Source organism: Microbulbifer mixtoriginis (SeqCode) (assembly GCF_052468275.1).
Map to the genome: position 1 here is coordinate 2,120,393 of NZ_CP174341.1, position 22,057 is coordinate 2,142,449.

Below are 22,057 nucleotides of genomic sequence, written 5' to 3' on the forward strand. Positions count from 1 at the left end.
CGGTAGAATGCGCGCCGCTTTTTATTTTGTCCGGACACCGAAAGTTCATGGAAATCAATCCCCTCCTCAATCAATTAAAAGACCTCGAAGAGCGCACTGACGTTCTTAGGGGGTATCTTTGACTACGCCAGCAAGAAAGAACGTCTCACCGAAGTAGAGCTGGAGCTGGCTGAGCCAAGCGTTTGGGACGACCCCAACCGCGCACAGGAACTGGGGCGCGAGCGCTCTTCCCTGGAAACGGTGGTTAATACCATCGAAAACCTCGACTCCGGCATTGCCGATTGCCGCGAACTGTTGGAAATGGCAGTCGAGGAAAATGATGAGGACTCCGTAGGGGAGGTCTCCACTGAGATCGAAGGTCTCCAGCAGCAGCTGGGGATTCTGGAATTCCGCCGTATGTTCTCCGGAGAGAATGACGAGAACAATGCCTACCTGGATATTCAGGCTGGCTCCGGCGGTACCGAGGCCCAGGACTGGGCGGAAATGATCCTGCGTATGTACCTGCGCTGGGGTGAAGCCCACGGCTTCAAGACCACCCTGGAAGAGGTCTCCGCGGGGGAAGTGGCCGGTATCAAAAGTGCCACTGTGCATTTCGCCGGCGACCACGCGTTCGGATGGCTGCGCACAGAAACCGGTGTACATCGCCTGGTGCGCAAATCGCCGTTTGATTCCGGCAACCGCCGTCACACTTCTTTCAGCTCGGTATTTGTGTCACCGGAAATCGATGACAATATCGAGATTGAAATCGACAAATCCCAGGTGCGTGAAGACACCTATCGCGCGTCCGGCGCCGGTGGTCAGCACGTGAACAAAACCGATTCTGCGGTGCGTTTGACCCACACAGAATCCGGTATCGTCGTGCAGTGCCAGAGCGAGCGCTCCCAGCACCAGAACCGCGATAAAGCCTGGAAAATGCTGCGCGCAAAAATGTACGAGCAGGAAATGCTCAAGCGCAACGCAGAGAAGCAGGCCATGGAAGACAGCAAGGCCGACATCGGTTGGGGCAGCCAGATCCGCTCCTACGTGTTGGACGACCAGCGTATCAAGGACCTGCGCACCAGTGTCCAGACCAGCAACTGCCAGGCAGTACTGGATGGAGACCTGGACCAGTTTATCGAAGCCAGCCTCAAAGCCGGCCTCTGATTTAAAGACTCCACTCTCACCGCGCCCCTCGTCTCTCACTAATGGGACGAGGGGTAATATCACTCACAAAACTGATAGATCACCATGACTGATATCCAGCAAGACGAAAACAAACTGATCGCCGAGCGCCGCACCAAGCTTTCCGCTCTACGCGAGAAGGGCAATGCTTTCCCCAACAGTTTTCGCCGCGAGAACCTCGCTGCCGACCTGCAAACTGAGTTCGGCGATAAACAGAAAGAGGAGCTGGAAGAACTGGGTAAACGGGCGTGCGTAGCGGGGCGAATCCTGGCTAAACGCGGACCCTTTATGGTGATCCAGGATGTATCTGATCGCATCCAGCTCTATGCCGATAAAGCGGCACAAAAAGATATTAAAGAGCGCTTCGGTGCCTGGGATATCGGCGATATCGTCGGCGTAAAAGGCACACTGCACAAATCCGGCAAGGGCGATCTCTACGTCAACTGTGAAGAGTACAGCCTGCTAACCAAAGCGCTGCGCCCGCTGCCGGAAAAATTCCACGGCATCGCCGACCAGGAAATGCGTTATCGCCAGCGCTACGTGGACCTGATCGCCACGCCGGAAGCCCGCGAAGTGTTCCGAGTGCGCTCTAAAGTGATTGAGTACATCCGCGACTTCCTCAACGCCCAGCAGTTTATGGAAGTGGAAACACCCATGCTGCAAGTTATTCCCGGTGGTGCCAGCGCGCGTCCGTTCGTTACCCACCACAATGCGCTGGATATCGATATGTACCTGCGTATTGCCCCGGAGCTGTACCTGAAGCGTCTGGTTGTGGGTGGTTTTGAGCGGGTTTACGAGATCAACCGCAACTTCCGCAACGAGGGTCTGTCCACGCGCCACAACCCCGAATTCACCATGCTTGAGTTTTACCAGGCGTACGCGGACTACAATGACCTGATGGATCTCACCGAGAAGATGCTGCGCGGTATCTGTGAAGATGTACTGGGCTCCACCACTGTGGAATACCAGGACAGCAGCTACGACTTCTCCAAGCCGTTCGCGCGGTTGTCTGTGTTCGACTCCATCCTGCACTACAACCCGGAACTGACTGCGGCTGATATCGACAATATCGAATCCGCCCGCGCGGTAGCCGAGAAGCTGGAAATCCCGCTGAAAGATAGCTGGGGCCTGGGTAAGGTACAGATCGAGATCTTCGAGAAGACTGTAGAGCACCGTCTCGACCAGCCGACCTTTATCACTGAGTACCCAACCGAAGTGTCTCCGTTGGCTCGTCGCAACGATGACAATCCGTTTGTCACCGACCGCTTTGAATTCTTCGTTGGCGGCCGCGAGATTGCCAATGGTTTCTCCGAGTTGAACGACGCGGAAGATCAGGCTGAACGCTTCAAAGCCCAGGTTGCGGAGAAAGATGCCGGTGACGACGAAGCCATGCACTACGACGCCGACTATATCCGCGCGCTGGAATACGGCCTGCCGCCCACCGCTGGTGAGGGCATCGGTATCGACCGTCTGGTAATGCTGTTTACCAACTCTCCATCGATCCGCGACGTACTGCTGTTCCCGCATATGCGCCCTGAAGTGAACGACTAAGCGAGCAAAAACGTAAACCCTGCGCACTATCCCAAGTGCCTACAGCCACCGCGCCATTTCCGGCGCGGTGCTTTCCCTTCGGTCAATTCCCCGCCTGGCTATCGCTATCTATTCTTAATGGATGCTTATTGAGATTGAACCTCGGTAAAACCATTAAATGGAGATGCTCTTGTCAGTAATAAGGGCGGTGGCAATTATTTCTGGGTTAATAGCGCTTTTTTTTTCGTATGCAATTTCAGCCCAATATGCGCCTCAGAGCCGCCCCCCTGCGACAACCGTAGATGACTGGCGCTTTGCGGCCACCCCCTACATTTTTCTGCCACTTCGCACCAAAGGAAAGGCCACAGTGGCGGATACCACTGTGGATGTAGATCTGAACTTAAGAAAAACCCTAGAGCTCCTGAATGCGGCTTTTTCTGTACGTCTGGAAGCTTGGAGAGGACGCTTTGGCCTGGTTTCGGACCTCTATTATGTACACCTCAATTTAAATGAGGGCACAACGATTGCGCCACCCCGAAACCCCCAGTTGGATATAGATGTTGATATCGATGTGAATGTGGATGTTCATCAGGCGTGGGTGGCTGCATTTGGCGCTTACCGGGTACTGCAAGGCCATTTTGGCGAAAGCGAGCGGCGCTATTTTTGGGATATAGGCGTGGGTGTACGTTGGAATCGCCTGAGGCAGGAAGTGAAAGCCCGCGTGGGTATTGATATCGGCAGAATGCCAGAAATCCAAAATCGTTTGGGCGGCCGCAAAAGTTGGTGGGAGCCGACTATTGGTACCCGTATGGGTTTTGCTGTGAATGACTGCCTGACCCTGGGGGCGCGTACCGAAATCGGCGGTTTTGGAGCTGGCGGTGATGATTTGCAGTGGAATCTATTGGCAGGATTAGACTGGCGCGCCTGGAAAACCGCCTCATTGCGCCTGGGCTACCAATATTACAGTATTAATTATTCCGATCGACTTTCTGATGGTCGCTTTGCCTATGATATTACCCAGCATGGACCCTATCTGGCGGTGACTTGGCGCTGGTAAATAGAATAGTTTTTTGTTTCTGCGCTGAGCTTGGTTTCCCTTTATAAATACCTCTTATTAGTGATTAATATCTGTTAAAAAATTTTCCGTGATTAATTTTTTAAAGTGGGCGGTGATGAAGGGGGGATATAACAAATGATTCTATTTGGTTCGGAATCTAACCCGCTTTTACACATACCTCCACCTAACTGGTATGGAGGTGTCTTATGGCATGAAGAAAGCACTAAGCGACACAACTCCGATGGCGGCTGATTAAGGTGTTATGCTTTTCTAAGTCAGTAGGTAATCTGTGAAAGAAGAGTTTAATGAAGTGATTTTCGAAGGGCTTCGGAAGGCCAAGGCTAGAGAATTAAATATCTATACTTTTGCCTTGTATCATTATCATGAGTCTCAAGTAGTTACTGTGTGCATTGATACGATTGAGTCATCTTCTAGGTCTGTTAGGTCAAGCAATGAGTTCATAAAGCAGCAATTTACAAAGGCGATTGATGAAGGGGACCTACAATCAGTCATGTCTTGGATTTCAAACGCTGACAAGAGTTTTTCGTTGGGTAATTTTCATTAGAAGTTATGAAACAGCTTCTAGTGTTTTTAGTGCGCTTATAGTGTGTTCCGAAAAGGTAAGTTTAGTTTTTCAGAAAGTGTTTGCGGGAGGATTTACTGCACTTGCCCTAAAATTAGTGTTTAGCGAGAGGGCATAATAGGTAAAGGTACTCGACATCAAAATTTTTGTTTCATTCAGGTTTTGACGTAGGTGCTTTAGGATTAAAGCTGTAGAAATCTATTAATGGATAGTTTTCTTTGGTAAATTGGGGATTCTATATCTTCTACATGCCTAACTTGAAACTAAAACTTTTATTGAAGTCAAGCTTTCATAGTTACGATCAACTTCGAAGGGTAGATTACAATCTTAAGTCTTTGATTTTACGTTTCACCTGTTTGATAGGTGTGGTACGAGCTTTGAATACTCAAATTTGATCCAGTGAGATGATCTGAGCTTTTTACTTGGATTGTAGAAGGAAGATAACTGATTGGTTAAGGGTTTTGTTGAGTAGTTTTTTATAAGCTCTATATAAGCTATGAAATCACTAGCGCTGCTTGTATCGATTGTTTTTCTTTCAGTTTATGGGTAGGCATCTCCAATGCTTAGAGGCGAGGTGACCAATGAGCAGTCCAGTGAAGTCACTACGTACCTTAATAAAGGTACGATTGTTTAGTTAAGGGTCTTCCTCTTCGAGCACTGCCGGATAAATTGCGATACTAGAGTGTTCTGCCGAGGTTGTGACACGTAACCATTAGCTCCCTTCCATCTTATGGGTTTTATATATTTGAATTTTTTGTCAAGTAAGCGGTTGACATTGAGTGATGCTTAAATCAAGATGAGTAAATGAATACAATTTCAACGCAACCAACTGCTCGAATTATTCTTATCATTCCATAAGAATGGTGGGATTGTTGATGTGTTACTAATTTATCAAACCCGCCAAAGAGGCGGGTTTTTCGTTTCTGCCTCTGGGGGTTGCACTAGATGAAGGAACTGGAATGAAAAAAATAGCAATCTTTGGTAAGCCAGCTAATGGGAAATCTACTTTAGGTAAAAAGCTAGCGTCAGTAACCGGTATAAAATTGTATGCTTTGGATTCCATTTTATATCAGCAGAGTGGTCAAGAGGTAGATCTTCATAGCTATGAAGATACTCACGTGAATATTCTCGCTTCAGAAGAGTGGATTATTGAAGGCTTTGGGCCAATAAGCTCACTGGATTCTTTTTATAGGCGCTTAAGCGAAGCCGATACGCTTATCTATATAGATTTACCTTACTTTGTTACCTATTGGTTAGTGACGAAGCGGCTCTTTACAGGATTGTTTAAGAAACCAGAAGGCTGGCCTAATGGGAGTTCCATTTTAAAGGGAACGCTTGAGAGTTACAAAATATTAAGGTTCTGTCCAAAATTTTGGAATGATAGATTTTTACAAGGGTTGAAAAAACTATCGGAAAATAAAAAGTTGTATGTTATTCGATCGATTTCTGAGTTGAATAGCTTCGTTGAGAAAAATGTGCAATAAATCACATTTAGTAATGTGGTACAAAAATATCTATATCCGGATTCTCTGAAAGTATCAAAAATTTTTTCCTTCAGTAGGCTTCTGGTTGAGTTTGAAGCGACATCTGTGGGTAGGCCTGAGGTTGTCAGTGAGAGTATTCATTTATCAGTTTTCGAATTTTAAAGTGATGAAACCTATAAAATTAATGAAAACGATTGCTTGGATTTTCTGAATCTTAACTTATGTTTTATAAATGTTGATTTAACGAGCCCTTTTTTATGTGATTTCTATATAATTCCAGATAGAGTATACATTGTATTTATAGTACGCTTAATACAGAATTGTCTGCCACATGTTTATTTCGGATGTTTTGAAATCACAACTAAAGGTGTGTATTCATGATAAAGATCAGGAAGCCCAATTTACAGCTAATTTATGTTTCGGATATACAGCACTCCACTGAATTCTATCAGAATTTATTTAATTTTGAACCCTACTTTGTAAGCCCTAGATATGTAGTTTTTAAGGTTGATGGGGTTGCGGATTTTGCTATTTGGTCAGGTGGCGAGTCTCCAGAGCATGAGTCACCAAGATTTGCAGAGATTGGTATTAATCTTGAGACTGATAACGAAGTGAAAGAGCTTTATAAAGAGTGGAAGGCTGATGCTGGGATAAATATATATAAAGACTTATATACAGATGTCTTTGGTGAGACCTTCTTGGTTAAGGATCCTGATGGTCATGTTATCCGTGTATCTTCTGCGGACTAAATGCTACTGTTTGTGGGGTTAATGTGAACTCAATACACTGTCCATATATGTGAAAGATTTACCTGCGCTTTTATTGTCCGTAGTGATTTTTTCGAATGTATATTGGGGTTTATTGTGGTGGGCTAAGAGCCAATCAATATGCTGCTTTCAAATACATAGGTGGAGAAGTTTATGCTTCAAGCATTAATATCGGCAGGTGTGGTTTTTATCTTGTTAAAGTTCCTTGAGCGGGGTAAAAATCGAGGGTTGGATGGGTTTGCATCTATAGCTTTTGTTCTTGTGCCAGCACTACTGATCTTATTGGCCAATATTGGAGCTGGAATAATTGGAGTTGACAAGCGTTTTTTGATTCCGCTAGCGCTTTTGTATTTTATCGTGCCCTTATTTATGTTGCGTCTGCAGTTTGATTTATCTTGGGGGCGGTCATTTTTATATGGCTTTTTCGTTTTCTTGGTTGTGATAGTTGTTGATAGTTTATTTTATCTGATGATCGGTTTTATTCGTAGATGATAGTTTTTCATTGGTTTCTATTCTTATTTGAAAGGTTATTTATTTAAGTGAATATGCAGAGTAATCCTTATTAGGATAAGGAAGACTTTTTCTGCCGCTGTGCTCCACCTGTGTGATCCTGCTTGTTTTATCGTAGGTACTGTGTTTAGTATTGGTTGATGAGTTTTAATTGTTGGTAGAAATTATGTTGCAGAAGTTAAAGGCCTCTCTGGGAATTGGTGCGGCTAAGGTTGATACGGTACTGGAAAGCGCGAGTGTATTTCAGGGAGGGCTAATCACGGGGAATGTCCATGTTCAGGGGGGTGATACTGAACAGGCGATTGAAGCTATTAACTTAAAGCTTTGTACCGAAGTGAAAGTTGAAAATGACAATGGTACTAGCTATGTCAACATGATTTTGAGCGCTGTAAGAATTATGGAGCCATTTACCATTGGTGCCGGTGAGGGTAGAGAGATTCCCTTTGAATTCAAACTAAACGATGAGACACCCATCACTGCATTGGTGGCGAGAAAGAATCAGTGTCGGGTTTGGTTGGAAACGGCATTGGATATTGATTTTGCCATTGATCCTAAGGATCGAGATTATCTGGAAATAAAGCCCTTGCCGGTGGTGCAGTCTATTATTGCAATGATTGAGGGCGAAGGCTTTGATTTGGTGAAGACAGATGTTGAAAAGGGCTATTTGAATGGCGGCGCTTTTTCTTCTAAATCTGGGTGCTACCAAGAAATTGAATTTAAGGGTGGTGGCTTCTTCGGGGCGAAGGAAATAGAGCTTTCATTTATTTTGGATGGTGAAATGGTGCATTGCCTGGCCGAGATTGACCGTAGATTTGGCGGGAGCGGTGATGAATATCGGTCTTTCTGCCTCGGTATCAATGCCAGTGATAATGAGGTTCAAACTGCGGTTGGGGCAATTCTCTCCCGCTGACCTCGATTGTTATGTAACTTTCGGGTGATAGCCTCAGATGACCAACAATAAACCAAATGTTGCCGGGTAATAGCCCGGCTATATTTTGATTCGCTGCTCCTAAAAACAATATCTTACGTCAATTACCCTAAACAGGAGTGATTGTAGTGATTTCACATATTTCACTTGGTGCCAATAACCTGGAGCAGGCTCGCAGTTTTTATGGTCGGTTAATTAGCTTACTTGGGGGTAAGGAAATTTATGCGTCTGGTAGAGTGGTCTTTTGGGAATTTCTCAACGCCTCTACGAAACTCGCGCTCACTGTGCCGCTCAATAATGAGTCTGCCAACTTTGGTGATGGCACTATGGTTGCTCTTAAAGCCGAAAATAAAAAGGAGGTTGATCGTATTTTATGGCTCTTAGCTTGGGTGCTGTGAGCGAAGGTGAACTTGGCCATAGAGACCCTGGAGTCTTTTGAGGGGCTTATTTCCACGATCTGGATGGAAATAAGATAGCGATCTTTTCCCGCTGATGCCCTTCAGCTTATTTTGTGGCTTCCAGTTCGGCCACCAGGGTAGTAATCAGCTCTGCTGCGGGTAGTGCCCGGCATAGAGGGGCTCCCTGGCCGGCCCATTGCACGGCAAAGCTATCACTGTCTGCTGTACTTGAAGCGTTGGCGAGCGCTTTGCCAGCACTGTAGCAGATTGGGTAGTCAGGTCTTGTCGGGGCGTTGTGGTTTAGATCAGTGTAAAAGCGGTTGGAGATACCGCGAGCAGGGCGCCCAGAGATATTCGCAGTAACAGCAGTGTTATGGGCGTGCTCACTTTTAAGTGCTTTTCGGTAGTTTTCGTCAGCGGCGGACTCTGGGCAAAGTATAAATGCGGTTCCCATTTGCACAGCACTGGCGCCCAGGGAAAGAGCCGCATGTATTCCGGCTCCATCCATAATGCCTCCTGCAGCAATAATAGGCAGGTTGCTTTGGCAGCAAAGCAGGCGAACCAAAGCGAGTGTACCTATTTCCCGGTCTTCCTCAGGTACAAACACCCCTCTATGGCCACCGGCTTCTATACCTTGAGCAATTAAGGCATCCATTCCCGCTTCTTCTGCGGATATTGCTTCCTCTGGGGTTGTAACGGTGGCAATCAGGATGATACCAGCATTTTTTAAAGCATTGATTGTGGCTTGATCGGGTAATCCGAAATGAAAGCTTACCACGGCGGGCTTTTCCTGCAGGAGCATCTCAAGCATCTCGCGGTTGCCAAGAAAGCTTGGGTAGGGCTCGTGTAATGTTTGTGGAGGTGTTGTCTCTAATTCTGAGAAATACGGAGCCAGGAAATTGAGCCAGGTGTCCTCGCGTTGGGCATCTGCAACTGCAGGTTGATGACAAAAGACGTTGACGTTGAAAGGGTGCTGAGTAAGTGCACGGGTTTGTTGGATTTTTTCGGCGGCTTTTTGCGGGGAGTAGGGGCCGAGCCCGATGGCGCCGAGTCCGCCCGCATTGGAGACGGCCGCAGCCAATTCAGGGGTAGATACACCGGCCATTGGTGCTTGAAGAATGGGGTGGGAAATTCCTAGTGTTTGCAGAAAAGGTTGCACTGCCCGCTCGCCTCGCTGTTCATGCTCAAAGGAAACTCTGGAGAGTTTACTGTGTTTCTGCGGCCCTCAGGAATACCTAGCGGGATATTAAGCGGTGATGTTGAGAGAGGTTCGTGCTTCGCATTGCGGTATCTCAAGGGGCGAAATGATGAACCCACCTTAGGGGAATTCCGGCGCGCTAGCTATAGCGTGCCGGAAGTAATTTGCGAATCGATGTGAATGATTCAGGGCTTGGGCTTACAGGTGCAGGTTGAGACCAATATAGGCCCCTTTGATTTCAATATCGCTTTGCAGATCATCCAGCTCATCCAGATTTAAGGTCATTACGCGGTAGCCGGCTTCAATCGCCAGGTCCACAGCAGGTACGAAATCCCAGCGAACTTTTGCAGTGAAATCTGTGAGAGTATCGCCGCGATAAGCTGTGCCATTGCCCTGAGCAATAATGGACCAGCCGCTAAATGGCAAGTCAAACCGGGCCATTCCGTAAGCCATTGGCAGGTAGCCAGTTAGCTGGATATTTTCGGCGCGGTCTTCACTAATGGCGGTAAACTCACCGTCATACTTACGCGCGGTAATTCCCAAGTCCAGATTTACCCAGTTATCCAGAATTTCGTAGTAGAAGGTGGCGTCGGTATGGGTGAGGTCGAGATCGGTGTTGATGGTTGCGCCGATCTGGAAGGTTTCATCGTCGAAAGTCACAGTGCTTTGCAGTTCAGCGCTGCCATCGGTATCAATATTGCTGTGTGCAAGCATGATATTGGGTACTAAGGGGATCGGGTGCTCCAGTGCGGCCTGGATAAAGGTGATGTGGTCCTCGCTGAGGGAAAGCTCATCTACATTGAAATCATCTTTACCAATATCCCCGTTGTAATTTGGCAGCCAGGCACCGATGCTGGCATCAAAACCGAGAACTGTATCCGCGTTGGCGGTAGCGCTGCCGAGAAGGGCGCACAGTGCAATAGCAGATTTCTTCATGAGCTTCTCTCCGTGATAAATTTGTCGCGGAGTGTACAGGGTTATTTTTTTTCTGTTGCTGTAAGTTGCACATTTTTACAAATTTGTCGGCCAATAGAGCGAACTGACGTTTATAAGATGTTTCTGTTTCCTTGAAAAAGTGTGAAGTCATGTCAGAAAAGTGGCATGAATTTAGAAGGAATCTCGATCAACCAATTGCCAAATAGAAATTCACGGGTTTGCTTCAAAAAGCATCTGCTGCAGTGCGCTGGCAGCATTGCTGAGCGTGCGGCCACGATGGCTGATTACGCCGAGGTTACGCAGGACCTGCAATTTTTTTACCGGTAATACCGCCAAACTCTCATCCACCAAGGTTTGGGGTAAAACGCTCCAGCCCAGTCCGACACAGGCCATCATTTTGATCGTCTCCAAAAAATTGGTGGCGAGCTTGGCGGTGAGCTTTAAGCCCAAGGCGTCGAACTCCCGCTTGATCAGCCGCCCGGTATAGGTGTTGAGATCCGGCAAGATCGCGGGGTAGTTGGCTAGGTCAGCCAGTTCCAGCTCAGGGATTCTGGTGAGTGGGTGGCCGGGTGCAGCCACTACCACACAAGGGTCTGGCCAGATGACTTGTGCGTTTAGGTGGGGGTAATCCTTGAGGGCCAGGGTAACTACGGCCAGTTCGTACTTGGCGGCCATTAGGGCTTCGTAGGCCTGCTCAGAATCTACAAAGTCGATATCCAGGGCAACCTGTGGGTAGCGATTGCTGAATTCCTTCAGCACTGGCGGCAGATGGTGCAGGCCCACATGGTGGCTGGTGGCGATACGCAGGCTGCCGCTGACATTATTGCCAAGGGCGCGCAACTCCTGCTCGGTATCGCTGATTTCGTTGAGGATATGGCGAGCGCGGGGCAGTAGGGCGCGCCCGGCATCGGTTAGTTGCAGGCGCCGGCCGATGCGGTCAAACAGCGGGGCCTGCAACTGCTGCTCCAGGGCTGCGAGGCGCTTACTAGCCGCGGGCTGGGTCAGGTGCAGCTGTTCTGCAGCCCCGGATACCGAGCCCTGCTCGGCAATTGCCAGAAATGCCCTCAACCACTGAATTTCCAATGGGTATACCTCCTAATAAGGGAACTCTGGCCACGGAAGCGCCTCAGAGTAAAGTTCAAATTCCATAAAGGAATAGATTGAATAATAAATATAAATTGGTGTTATTTTCCAGGCCTAGTTAGACTCGGGGTCACAATTATTGAGAGGAACGGCTGTGGCAGGGCAAACACTCTACGACAAACTCTGGCAGGACCACCTGATCAAGACCCGTGACGATGGCTCCGCACTGATATATATCGACCGTCATCTGATTCATGAGGTGACTTCCCCCCAGGCCTTTGAAGGGCTGCGTCTGGCTGGCCGCAAACCCTGGCGCAGGGACTCCCTGGTCGCTACTCCTGATCACAATGTGCCATCCGAAAGCGCTGAACGCGCCGCCGGTGTCAGTGGTATCCGCGATGATATCTCCCGTATTCAGGTGCAGACCCTGGATGAGAACTGCCGGGATTTCGACGTGGTGCAGTTCGGTATTAACGAGCCGGGGCAGGGTATTGTGCATGTGATTGGCCCGGAAACCGGCGCCACTCTACCGGGAATGACGGTTGTATGCGGTGATTCCCACACCTCCACCCATGGTGCTCTGGGGGCTTTGGCCCACGGTATTGGCACCTCAGAGGTGGAGCATGTAATGGCCACCCAGTGCCTGATCCAGCGCAAGATGAAGAATATGCTGGTGCGTGTGGATGGGACTCTGCTTCCCGGTGTTACTGCCAAAGATGTGGTACTGGCAATTATCGGCAAGATCGGTACTGCCGGTGGTACCGGCTATGCCATTGAGTTCGGTGGCGAAGTCATCCGCAAGATGTCCATGGAAGGTCGCATGACCGTGTGCAATATGGCTATCGAAGCCGGTGCCCGCGCGGGCATGGTGGCGGTAGACCAGATCACCCTCGATTACGTGAAAGGCAAGCCCTACGCGCCAAAAGGCGAACAGTGGAATCGGGCAGTTGAGGCCTGGCGTCATCTGCACTCCGATGACGATGCGGATTTTGATCAGGTTGTAGTACTACAAGGTGAGGAAATTGAGCCCCAGGTGAGCTGGGGGACTTCGCCGGAAATGGTTGTGCCCATCAGCGCCAGTGTGCCGGACCCCGCCGCCGAAACCGATGCCACCAAGAGTACCGGCATGCTGAGAGCTTTAGAGTATATGGGGCTGAGTGCCGGGCAGAAGATCAGTGATATTCGCCTCGACCGCGTCTTTATCGGCTCCTGTACCAATTCCCGTATTGAAGACCTGCGCGCAGCAGCCGCTGTAGCCAAGGGCCGCAGCAAGGCCGACAGTGTTAAGCAGGTATTGATTGTACCGGGCTCCCAGGCGGTCAAGGCCCAGGCGGAGCGCGAGGGGCTGCACGAAATTTTTGTCGAAGCCGGTTTCGAGTGGCGCGAGCCCTCCTGTTCTATGTGTCTGGCAATGAATGCGGACAAATTAGGAGCTGGAGAGCACTGCGCCTCCACTTCCAACCGCAACTTTGAAGGGCGTCAGGGTTACGGCGGTCGCACGCATCTGGTTAGCCCAGCGATGGCAGCTGCGGCGGCGATTGCCGGACACTTTGTTGATGTGCGTGAGATGGCACCAGTGCAAGCGCAAGAGGAGATGGCCTGATGAGAGCATTTACCCAGCACCAGGGCATCGTGGTGCCTATGGATCGCGCCAATGTCGATACAGATCTGATTATTCCCAAGCAGTTTCTGAAGTCCATCAAGCGCACTGGCTTTGGCCCCAATCTGTTTGATGAATTGCGCTATCTGGATGAAGGTTTTCCCGGCCAGGACTGCTCGAACCGCCCGATCAACCCGGATTTCCCCCTGAACTTCCCCCGTTATGAGGGTGGCTCGGTGCTGCTGGCGCGGGAAAATTTTGGCTGCGGCTCCAGCCGTGAGCACGCCCCCTGGGCGCTGGAAGACCACGGTTTTCGTGCAATCATTGCACCCAGTTTTGCCGATATTTTCTTTAACAACTGCTTTAAAAATGGGTTGCTGCCAATCGTTTTGCCAGAAGAAGTCGTGCACCGCCTGTTCGAGGAAACTCACGCGCAGGAAGGTTACACGCTTACGGTCGATCTTGAGCAGCAGCATATACATAAGCCCTGTGGTGAGGCGATTGCCTTTGAGGTAGATGCCTTCCACAAGCACTGCCTGATCAATGGCCTCGATCATATCGGCCTGACCCTGGAGCACGCTGATGATATCCGCTCTTATGAGTCGGCCCGACGTGAAAAAGCCCCGTGGCTTTTCGATGCGGTTCAATAATTAAAGGAAACTCCTGTGACAAAGAAAGTGATGATTTTGCCGGGTGACGGCATTGGCCCGGAAATTGTTGAACAGGCCATGGCAGTGCTGGAGGTCGTATCCGGTAAATACCATTTGGGCCTTAGTTTTGAGCAGGGTCTGATTGGTGGTGCCTCCATCGATGCGCATGGCGAGCCCCTAACCGACGAAACGCTCAAGGCCGCAGGCGAATGTGATGCGGTATTGCTCGGCGCTGTCGGTGGGCCCCAGTGGGATACCCTGGCGCGTGAAATTCGTCCGGAAAAGGGGTTGCTGAAAATTCGCAGCGGGCTCGGCCTCTATGCCAATCTGCGCCCGGCCATTCTCTATCCGCAACTGGCCGACGCCTCTTCGCTCAAGCCCGAAGTGGTGGCTGGGCTGGATATTCTGATTGTGCGCGAACTCACCGGTGGAATTTATTTTGGTGAACCCCGCGGAATTCGCACCCTGGAAAATGGTGAGCGCCAGGGTTACAACACCTACGTGTACAGCGAATCGGAAATCGAGCGTATCGCGCGCTCCGCATTTGAAGCGGCGCAAAAGCGCAATGGCAAGCTCTGCTCCGTCGATAAAGCGAATGTATTGGAAGTCACCGTGCTCTGGCGCGAAGTGCTGGACCGCCTGGCGCCGGAGTATCCGGATGTGGAGCTGTCGCATATGTACGTTGACAACGCCGCGATGCAGTTGGTGCGTGCTCCCAAGCAGTTCGATGTGATGGTAACCGGCAATATGTTCGGCGATATCCTCTCCGATGCCGCTGCCATGCTCACCGGTTCTATCGGGATGCTGCCGTCTGCCTCTCTGAACGAAAATGGTTTTGGTCTGTATGAGCCCTGTCATGGCTCCGCCCCGGATATTGCCGGGCAGGGCATTGCCAACCCCCTGGCCACTATCCTGTCTGCGGCGATGATGTTGCGTTATTCCCTGAATATGGGGGAGGCGGCGGATGCCATTGAGGCTGCGGTAAGTGAGGTACTGGAACAGGGGCTGCGCACTGCTGATATTTACACAGAAGGTTGCCGTAATGTTTCCACGGCGGAGATGGGTGCCGCTGTTGTCGCCGCGCTGTAAGCGCGTGGCGTCACACATTTACCTTTTTTACTATCGCGCCGCTTTCTCGGTGGCGCACGCTGATCACATCACTAACAGGACAAAGCAATGCAGAAAATAGGTTTTATCGGCTGGCGTGGAATGGTCGGCTCGGCATTACTGGAACGCATGAGCGCCGAGGACGACTTTGCGCATATCGCTGAACCGATTTTCTTCTCCACCTCTAATGCTGGCGGCAAGGCGCCGGATATTGGCCGCGATCTGCCGCCACTTGGAGATGCCTACGATATTGATGCGCTGGCAGGGCTGGATGCCATTGTCAGTTGCCAGGGCGGTGATTACACCAAAGAGGTTTTCCCTCGCCTGCGCGAGGCCGGCTGGCAGGGCTATTGGATCGATGCGGCATCCAGCTTGCGTATGCAGGAAGACGCGGTAATCGTACTGGACCCGGTCAACCGCGATGTGATCGACCGCGCAATTGCTGTCGGGCAGAAGAATTTTATCGGCGGCAACTGCACTGTCAGTCTGATGCTGATGGCTCTGGGCGGACTGTTCAAGGCCGGTCTGGTGGAGTGGGTGAGTGCCATGACCTACCAGGCCGCCAGCGGTGCCGGCGCCAAGAATATGCGTGAGCTGATTACACAGATGGGTGCGATCCGCGACGGCGTGGCAGCAGAGCTGGAAAACCCTGCCAGCGCCATTTTGGATATCGATCGCAAGGTGGTTGCGGACATGCGTTCGGCAGATTTCCCCACTGCGCAATTTGGCGCGCCTCTGGCCGGCAGCCTGTTGCCCTGGATTGATACTCAGTTGGAGAATGGCCAGAGCCGTGAGGAGTGGAAGGCCCAGGTGGAAGCCAACAAGATTCTGCAAACCCAGAGCCCAATTCCAGTAGATGGCACCTGTGTGCGTATCGGCGCAATGCGCTGCCATAGCCAGGCCTTTACCGTGAAGCTGAAAAAGGATTTGCCGCTGGTAGAAATCGAGCAGTTGCTGGACAGTGCTAACGATTGGGTCAATGTAGTACCCAATGAGCGTGAAGCCACTTTGCAACAACTGACGCCTACGGCGGTTACCGGCAAGCTGGATATTCCGGTGGGGCGCCTGCGCAAGTTAAGCATGGGCCCAGAGTACCTGAATGCCTTTACTGTGGGCGATCAATTACTCTGGGGGGCGGCAGAACCGCTGCGCCGTATATTGCTGATTTTGCTGGGTAAGCTGTAACTGGTACAGTTTGGTATAAGTTATCTGGAGGCGCTTATTGCAGCACTTGTTAATAGAGGACATTTTGCCAAGCTGTGAACCCCATCAAGTAAAAAGCCGCTACTGGTTGTCATAGCGGCTTTTTCGATTTTTCCCCACGGGTATAATCGCCCCCTCATTTTTCCTTTCCAACTCAACGAAGTGAATAGCCATGTCCGAAGCCGCCCGCGAATTGGTCATCGTCGGTGTTGATAACGCCGCCTTTGCCCCTCTGCTTGAAATCCTGGAGGAGCGGGAAATTATTACCGCCGAGCAGCTGTGTTTGCTGGAGAGCGAGGAGCGCGAAGTGGACCCGCAGGTGTTCGCCAATCGCAGTATCTCTGTACAAGCCCTGGAAAAATTCGCTTTTGCCGAGGGGCAGGTGGTGATTTTGCTGGACTCCAGCGATGCCATTAACGCGGCGATGACCAGCGCTGAAAACAGTGGCGCCTGGGTGGTGGATGCGGCCAACAATACCCGCGGCGATGAGAGCGTTGCCCTGATCCATCCGGCATTCAATGCGGCGGAACTGGCTAACGCAGAGCGCCGTCTGGTGGCATTGCCCAGCGCCGGTGCGGCCATGGTAGCCGAAGCGCTATTTCCACTGGCAGAACAATTGCAGGGTGTACAGGTGCAACTCAATCAGCCTGTTTCCGCACTGGGTAAAGCCGCCATCGATGCCACAGCGGCGCAGACAGCGCGTATGTTCAGTGGTCAGGAAGCGGAAGTCGACTCGGCCATTGGGCACCGCCTCGCGTTTAATCAGCTCAGTGCCAGTGAAGCCCTGCTCGCCAGTGGCCACACGCTCGGCGAACTGACGTTGATACACGATTTGCGCCGTTTGCTCGGCGATAACGTCGCGGTGGATGCCAGCATTAACACCGTTTCTGTGTTTCACGGACAACTGGCCAATTTGGGTATCGTTTTACGCGAAGACGTGGACCTGGAAAAAATACGCGCATTGTTAGCCAATGGTGTGCGCCTTCAGTTGGCAGAGCAACCCTCGGCGGAAAACGCTGTGGGCAGTGACGTGACAATCATCGGTCGCCTGCGCCAAAGCCTTTTGGGCAAGCGTCAGATAAATCTTTGTGCGGTGTCGGATAATCTGCGCAAAGACGTTGCAATGAACTGTGCACAAATTGCTCACTTGTTGCTAAAAAACTACTGATACTTAATACTTAGCCGCCATAGTGAAGGTGTTATCTTAACTTTGGTCCGGCTGCAAATGGCGAAATAATCGCCAAGGTTGGTGGCCGCCTGCACGGCGGTCAAATAGTCGAACGATTACTGTTCAGTAATGGGGATTTTCTGAAGGCGCGCTTTTCAGATGCCCTGGGAAGATTCTAACAATAAAGGGAATCGGATATGCGTGTGCGTAAGTTGGCACTTGCAGTTGGTCTAGTCGGTGCACTGGGAAGCAATGCGGCTCTGGCGCTCGGACTGGGGGAGATCAAACTCAACTCCACCCTTAATCAGCCACTCGATGCGGAAATTGGCCTGTTGCAAATCCGCGGCCTGGACGATGCTGAGATCAAAGTGCGCCTCGCGGGGCCGGATGAATTTGACCGCGCAGGTGTGGAACGCTCTTACCTACTCACTTCACTGCGTTTTGATGTGGATTACTCTGGTGGCAAGCCGGTGGTCCGTATTACCAGCCGCGAGCCAATCCGCGAGCCTTTCCTGAATTTCCTGGTGGAAACCCGCTGGCCCAGTGGCCGCTTATTGCGTGAATACACCCTTTTAATGGACCTGCCGGCGTTTTCACCAAACAGCGCCCAACAGCCGGTGCGCGCCGCTGAGCGCGAGCGCCAGCAGGTACGCCGCGACACCCAGGTGCAGAGGCCCGCGCCGCGCCCGGTACAGCCTGCCCAGCAACCGGTTGCCCAGCCTGAAGTGGAGCAGCCCGCAGAAACACCAGCGGCGCAACAGCCCGAGCCTGTGCGCCGTCAGCCGCAGCGCGCTGCCACAGATAGCAGCGACAGCAGCCAAGTTTACGGTCCGGTTTCCTCTGCCGATACCCTGTGGGAGATCGCCCTGGAAAATCGTGTGAGTCGTGATTTTTCCGTTCAGCAAACTATGTTGGCGATTCAGCGCCTGAACCCGGAAGCTTTTATCAACGGCAATATTAACCTGTTGAAAAAAGGTGCTGTGCTGCGTCTGCCAAACAGTGATGATTTGCGCAGCCTGAGCCTCACCGAGGCAATCTCAGAGGTCGCCCAACAGAATGACTCCTGGCGCCAACGCAGCAGTGTTGAGGAAGTCGCCACGGGTGCGCCGCTGGATGCGCGCCCGGTGGAGGAAGAACGCATTGTCAGCAATGAGGTTGAGGGGCGTGTCAGCCTGACTGCGCCCGGCGACAATGAGTCTGTAATTTCGGGTTCCGGAAGCGGTGCAGAAGACAGCGAGGCGCTGGAAGGCAATCTGACCGTGGCCGAGGAAGAGCTGGATAAATCGCAGCTGGAAAATACCGAGCTGCGCGAGCGTATCGCCGAACTCGATGAGCAGATCGATACCATGGAGGCCTTGGTAGAGGTTTCCAATGAGGAGATGCTTGCGGTGCAAGCCGCAGCCGAATTGTCTGATCCGCTCCTTGATACCAGTGATATTGACAGTACTGAGCTGGCAGATAATACGCTGGAAAGTGACGAGACGCAGCTGGATGAGTCCCTCGCCGCTGAGTCTCTGGATGACGCAACAGAACAGAATGATACGCAAGTCGCTGAAACTGAACCGCAGTCGCGCAATCGCGTAGTGTCTGTTCAGACCCAGCCCGAGCCCAGCCTGATGGAGAAGCTTGGCGACAATGCGCAATTGATTGGCATCGGTGCCGCGGGTTTGCTGGTGGGCCTGTTTGGCTTCTTTACTTGGCGTCGTCGCCAGGCTGAGCAGGAAGCAGAGCAGCAACTGGAGCAGCAGTTGGCCGCAGAGGAATCTCTGCAGGTGATGCCGGAAGAGACCGCTGAAGCTGATGAGACATTGGCTGCCGTAGAAAGCATGGAAGCCGATAACGCTTTTGACCTCGGTGATCTAGGTGATGTGGGCACCGATGACCCCATCTCCGAGGCCGAGATTCACCTGTCCCTTGGGCAGTACGAAGAGGCAGAAAGTAAATTGCTGCTGGGCCTGGAAAAAGATCCCCAGGTGGTAGATGCACGCCTGATGCTGATGGAAGTTTACGCCCACAATCAGGACGTTGAGAAGTTCGACGATCACTACATCCAATTGCTAGCTATCAGCGATGGCCCTGCGGCCGACCGCGCCGCGCGCCTGCGTGAAACTATTGCAGATGCTCCAGACTTTGAAGCCCCGGCGATGGATTTTTCCAGCGAGTCTCTGGAAGCGGCGCAACTGGATGATATCGGTGCTGCACTGGATCAGGATTTCTCCGCAGCAGAACCGGCTCAGTCCTCTATAGACGATTTTAATGGCGACAATTCACTGCTTGACGACCTCACCTTGGATCTCTCCTTGGACGGTGAGAAGCTGGATAGTGAGAAAGCAGATGGCGAATTAGCCTCTGAAGAACTGTCTCTCGATTTGGAGGATAGTTTTACAGAACCTGCGCTGGAGGCGGGTGAATCCCTCGATCTGGACAATGAGTTCAACCTTGATGACTTGGATCTCGATGGTGCTTTTGACAGCGAGCAGGATGGTTCCCAGCTGGCGTCCAACAATAATGAAGAACTAAACCTCGACGACCTCGATCTTGGTGAGTTGGATCTCGGCGATCTGAATACAGGTGAAACTTCGGAATTGGCATTGCAAGACTCGCCAGTAGAGGAAGTTGCCGCCGAGAATGCGTCAGACTTGGCGCCAATTGATTTCGATACCTCAGAATTAGATCTTGATTCCCTGGCGCTGGATAGCGCTGAGAGCCATGAGGTGGGTGCCGACGAGCTGGTAGCGGAGCCTGAAGAGGCTGCAGTGGCGGCTGACAAGGCGAAGTCCGGTGGTTCCATTGGTGGTCTGGACTTCGAGTTGGATCTCTCCATGATGGAAGAGGCCGCGCAAGAGCCCCAAGCCGATGAGGCCCTGGCAATTGAGGAGAGCCTTGAGACCCAGGAGCTGGACTCTCTGGAGGCTGATCTCGATATTACGTCCAGCGCGGGTAGCGAAGATGAGCTCTCACTGGAGACTTTCTCCGAGAGTGACCTGGATATGATTGGTTCAGAGCTCGATGGGGAACTGGACCTCGATAGTATTAATCTCGATGATATTGCCGGGGACCTTGCCTCTACTGAGTCTCTGCAGAGTGAAGATGGCGCCGCTGTAGCGGATACGACTGTGCCCAATAGCCTGCCCCAGGAAGAGGATCTCGATTTTGATATGGCCTCTCTGGAAGCGACTGGAGAGGAGCTGTCTCTCGATGAGGCTTCAGTGGAAGAAGAGTTTTCTCTCGAGGAGGAGCTGGCCCTGATTGACGAGTCCACCGATGGGGATCTGTCTTCCGGTCTGGACCTCGAAAGTGACTTGGGGTTGGAGGCTATGGCAGACCAAGCGCAGGGACTCCCTGAGCAAGAGTCCCAGCAGCAAGCGGATGAGGCTGTTGCCACTCAGCAGCAGGAGACCGAGTCTGAATTTGCCGGCTTGGATTTCAATTTGGAGAATGATCTCAACTCCGAACTGAGCCTACTCGAAGGCGGCGATGAGATGGGCACCAAGCTGGAGTTGGCCCAGGCCTATATGGATATGGGTGACAAAGAGGGCGCCAAGGATATTCTCAAAGAAGTGGCCCAAGATGGCGGCGGCGAGCATAAGAGTCGCGCTGAGGAGTTGTTGGAGCGCATGGTTTAAGCGCTTCGCAACTCCGTCTGAAAAAACCTCGCACTGGATGCGAGGTTTTTTTATTTTGTCAGAGAATTCCCGGTTTCCCCCGGTTTGTATCCAGATAGTTGGATTTTGCTTTTTTACGCTCTCCTCGACTTTGAGGTGGCATCAATAGAGTAATTTTGCCGTTATGACGCAGGCAATTGAACGCGAATATATTTACAAGGCCAATGGCGAAGTTCCCCCTGGTGAGCAACTGCCCGAGGGGTTGCGTCGTATTGCGCTGGGAGTTGAGTACTGCGGTGCGCGGTTACACGGTTTTCAAAAGCAGAAGTCAGCGGCGGAAACTGTGCAGGCCCACCTGGAGCGTGCCCTGTCAAATATAGCGGCAGAGCCGGTCACCCTGGTCTGTGCTGGGCGCACTGATGCCGGCGTGCATGCCACCAATCAGGTGATTCATTTCGATACCCATGCCCAGCGCCCGGAGCGCGCCTGGGTTCAAGGGGTGAATACCAAGTTACCGGATTCTGTGCGTGTGCGCTGGGCTCGTGAGATGCCGGCGCAATTTCATGCGCGTTTTTCCGCCCATGCGCGGACTTATCGCTATCTGATTCACAGCGCCCCGACCCGCTCGGCGCACAGCTCGTCAGAGGTGACCTGGACCCAGCATCCACTGGATCTGGATGCCATGCGCGAGGGGGCGAAGCACTTGATTGGCCGCCAGGATTTCACCAGTTTCCGCGCTTCCCAGTGTCAGGCTAAAAGCCCTGTGCGGGAAATTACCCGCTTGGATATTGCCCGTGTTGGCCAGCTGATCGTGCTGGAAGTGAGCGCCAATGCGTTCTTGCATCATATGGTGCGCAATATTACCGGTGTGCTGATGGCGGTGGGCCGGGGTGAGCGCAGCTCGAGTTGGGTGGGAGAAGTGCTGGAGAAGCGCGACCGCTCCGCGGGTGGAGTTACCGCGCCGCCATTTGGTTTGTATCTGGTAGATGTGCAATACCCGAAGGAGTTTCAGTTGCCTAGCTGTGATCCGGGTCCTCTGCTGGTGCCTCTGCCTCTCGGCTCACTTGCACAGCCTTAACAGCTAGCTTT

19 protein-coding genes are annotated in these 22,057 nt (G+C 51.6%); 16 read left to right on the top strand and 3 right to left on the bottom strand.

Annotated elements, in window-relative coordinates; genetic code table 11:
* Positions 1-47: 47 nt before the first annotated feature.
* From prfB to ACJJIC_RS09310, 9 genes are all read left to right on the top strand, one after another.
* Positions 48-1,143 (top strand): peptide chain release factor 2 gene (prfB, locus tag ACJJIC_RS09270; RefSeq protein ID WP_157533496.1). Its coding sequence is split into 2 segments (ribosomal slippage): positions 48-119 and positions 121-1,143, totalling 1,095 coding nucleotides; the frame shifts between segments, so codons are not numbered across the junction.
* Positions 1,144-1,227: 84 nt separating this feature from the next.
* The gene (gene lysS, locus ACJJIC_RS09275) at positions 1,228-2,712 is read left to right on the top strand and encodes a lysine--tRNA ligase (RefSeq protein WP_444910162.1); all 1,485 of its coding nucleotides are present in this window, start codon (positions 1,228-1,230) and stop codon (positions 2,710-2,712) included.
* A gap of 169 nt (positions 2,713-2,881) precedes the next feature.
* The gene (locus ACJJIC_RS09280) at positions 2,882-3,748 is read left to right on the top strand and encodes a hypothetical protein (RefSeq protein ID WP_444910161.1); all 867 of its coding nucleotides are present in this window, start codon (positions 2,882-2,884) and stop codon (positions 3,746-3,748) included.
* A gap of 289 nt (positions 3,749-4,037) precedes the next feature.
* Positions 4,038-4,313, top strand: coding sequence for a hypothetical protein (locus ACJJIC_RS09285; protein WP_445356806.1), 276 nt, complete (start codon positions 4,038-4,040; stop codon positions 4,311-4,313).
* A gap of 977 nt (positions 4,314-5,290) precedes the next feature.
* Positions 5,291-5,815, top strand: coding sequence for a P-loop NTPase family protein (locus ACJJIC_RS09290; RefSeq protein ID WP_444910159.1), 525 nt, complete (start codon positions 5,291-5,293; stop codon positions 5,813-5,815).
* A 377-nt stretch (positions 5,816-6,192) separates the two neighbouring features.
* Positions 6,193-6,564 carry a VOC family protein gene (locus ACJJIC_RS09295; protein ID WP_444910158.1) on the top strand — a complete coding sequence of 124 codons (372 nt, stop codon included), beginning with the start codon at positions 6,193-6,195 and terminating at the stop codon, positions 6,562-6,564.
* A gap of 171 nt (positions 6,565-6,735) precedes the next feature.
* Positions 6,736-7,074 carry a hypothetical protein gene (locus ACJJIC_RS09300; protein WP_444910157.1) on the top strand — a complete coding sequence of 113 codons (339 nt, stop codon included), beginning with the start codon at positions 6,736-6,738 and terminating at the stop codon, positions 7,072-7,074.
* A 184-nt stretch (positions 7,075-7,258) separates the two neighbouring features.
* Positions 7,259-8,002 carry a sporulation protein gene (locus tag ACJJIC_RS09305; RefSeq protein ID WP_444910156.1) on the top strand — a complete coding sequence of 248 codons (744 nt, stop codon included), beginning with the start codon at positions 7,259-7,261 and terminating at the stop codon, positions 8,000-8,002.
* Positions 8,003-8,148: 146 nt separating this feature from the next.
* Positions 8,149-8,418, top strand: coding sequence for a VOC family protein (locus tag ACJJIC_RS09310; protein WP_444910155.1), 270 nt, complete (start codon positions 8,149-8,151; stop codon positions 8,416-8,418).
* A 106-nt stretch (positions 8,419-8,524) separates the two neighbouring features.
* On the opposite strand, the gene ACJJIC_RS09315 is transcribed toward ACJJIC_RS09310, so the two are convergent.
* From ACJJIC_RS09315 to ACJJIC_RS09325, 3 genes are all read right to left on the bottom strand, one after another.
* Positions 8,525-9,577: an NAD(P)H-dependent flavin oxidoreductase gene (locus ACJJIC_RS09315; protein WP_444910154.1), complete on the bottom strand. Its 1,053-nt coding sequence runs from the start codon at positions 9,575-9,577 to the stop codon at positions 8,525-8,527.
* 237 nt (positions 9,578-9,814) lie between these two features.
* Complete coding sequence (locus ACJJIC_RS09320) at positions 9,815-10,552, bottom strand: TIGR04219 family outer membrane beta-barrel protein (protein ID WP_444885614.1); 738 nt, start codon at positions 10,550-10,552, stop codon at positions 9,815-9,817.
* A 210-nt stretch (positions 10,553-10,762) separates the two neighbouring features.
* Entirely contained in the window at positions 10,763-11,635 is an 873-nt protein-coding gene (locus ACJJIC_RS09325) for a LysR family transcriptional regulator (protein ID WP_252085156.1), read from the bottom strand.
* A 154-nt stretch (positions 11,636-11,789) separates the two neighbouring features.
* Between ACJJIC_RS09325 and leuC the strand changes: the two genes are divergently transcribed.
* From leuC to truA, 7 genes are all read left to right on the top strand, one after another.
* Entirely contained in the window at positions 11,790-13,238 is a 1,449-nt protein-coding gene (gene leuC, locus ACJJIC_RS09330) for a 3-isopropylmalate dehydratase large subunit (protein WP_444885613.1), read from the top strand.
* Positions 13,238-13,885 carry a 3-isopropylmalate dehydratase small subunit gene (gene leuD, locus ACJJIC_RS09335; protein ID WP_445356807.1) on the top strand — a complete coding sequence of 216 codons (648 nt, stop codon included), beginning with the start codon at positions 13,238-13,240 and terminating at the stop codon, positions 13,883-13,885. The genes leuC and leuD overlap by 1 nt, the downstream gene beginning before the upstream one ends.
* 30 nt (positions 13,886-13,915) lie before the next feature.
* A complete protein-coding gene (leuB, locus tag ACJJIC_RS09340; RefSeq protein ID WP_444888918.1) occupies positions 13,916-14,974 on the top strand; it encodes a 3-isopropylmalate dehydrogenase in 1,059 nt (352 codons plus the stop codon).
* A gap of 87 nt (positions 14,975-15,061) precedes the next feature.
* Positions 15,062-16,177, top strand: a complete 1,116-nt coding sequence (asd, locus tag ACJJIC_RS09345) for an aspartate-semialdehyde dehydrogenase (RefSeq protein WP_445356808.1) — start codon at positions 15,062-15,064, stop codon at positions 16,175-16,177.
* 190 nt (positions 16,178-16,367) lie between these two features.
* Positions 16,368-17,363, top strand: a complete 996-nt coding sequence (locus tag ACJJIC_RS09350) for an Asd/ArgC dimerization domain-containing protein (RefSeq protein WP_444910151.1) — start codon at positions 16,368-16,370, stop codon at positions 17,361-17,363.
* 197 nt (positions 17,364-17,560) lie between these two features.
* Positions 17,561-20,989: a motility hub landmark protein FimV gene (locus ACJJIC_RS09355; RefSeq protein ID WP_445356809.1), complete on the top strand. Its 3,429-nt coding sequence runs from the start codon at positions 17,561-17,563 to the stop codon at positions 20,987-20,989.
* Between the two features lie 163 nt (positions 20,990-21,152).
* Positions 21,153-22,046, top strand: a complete 894-nt coding sequence (truA, locus tag ACJJIC_RS09360) for a tRNA pseudouridine(38-40) synthase TruA (protein ID WP_444910149.1) — start codon at positions 21,153-21,155, stop codon at positions 22,044-22,046.
* Positions 22,047-22,057: the final 11 nt, after the last annotated feature.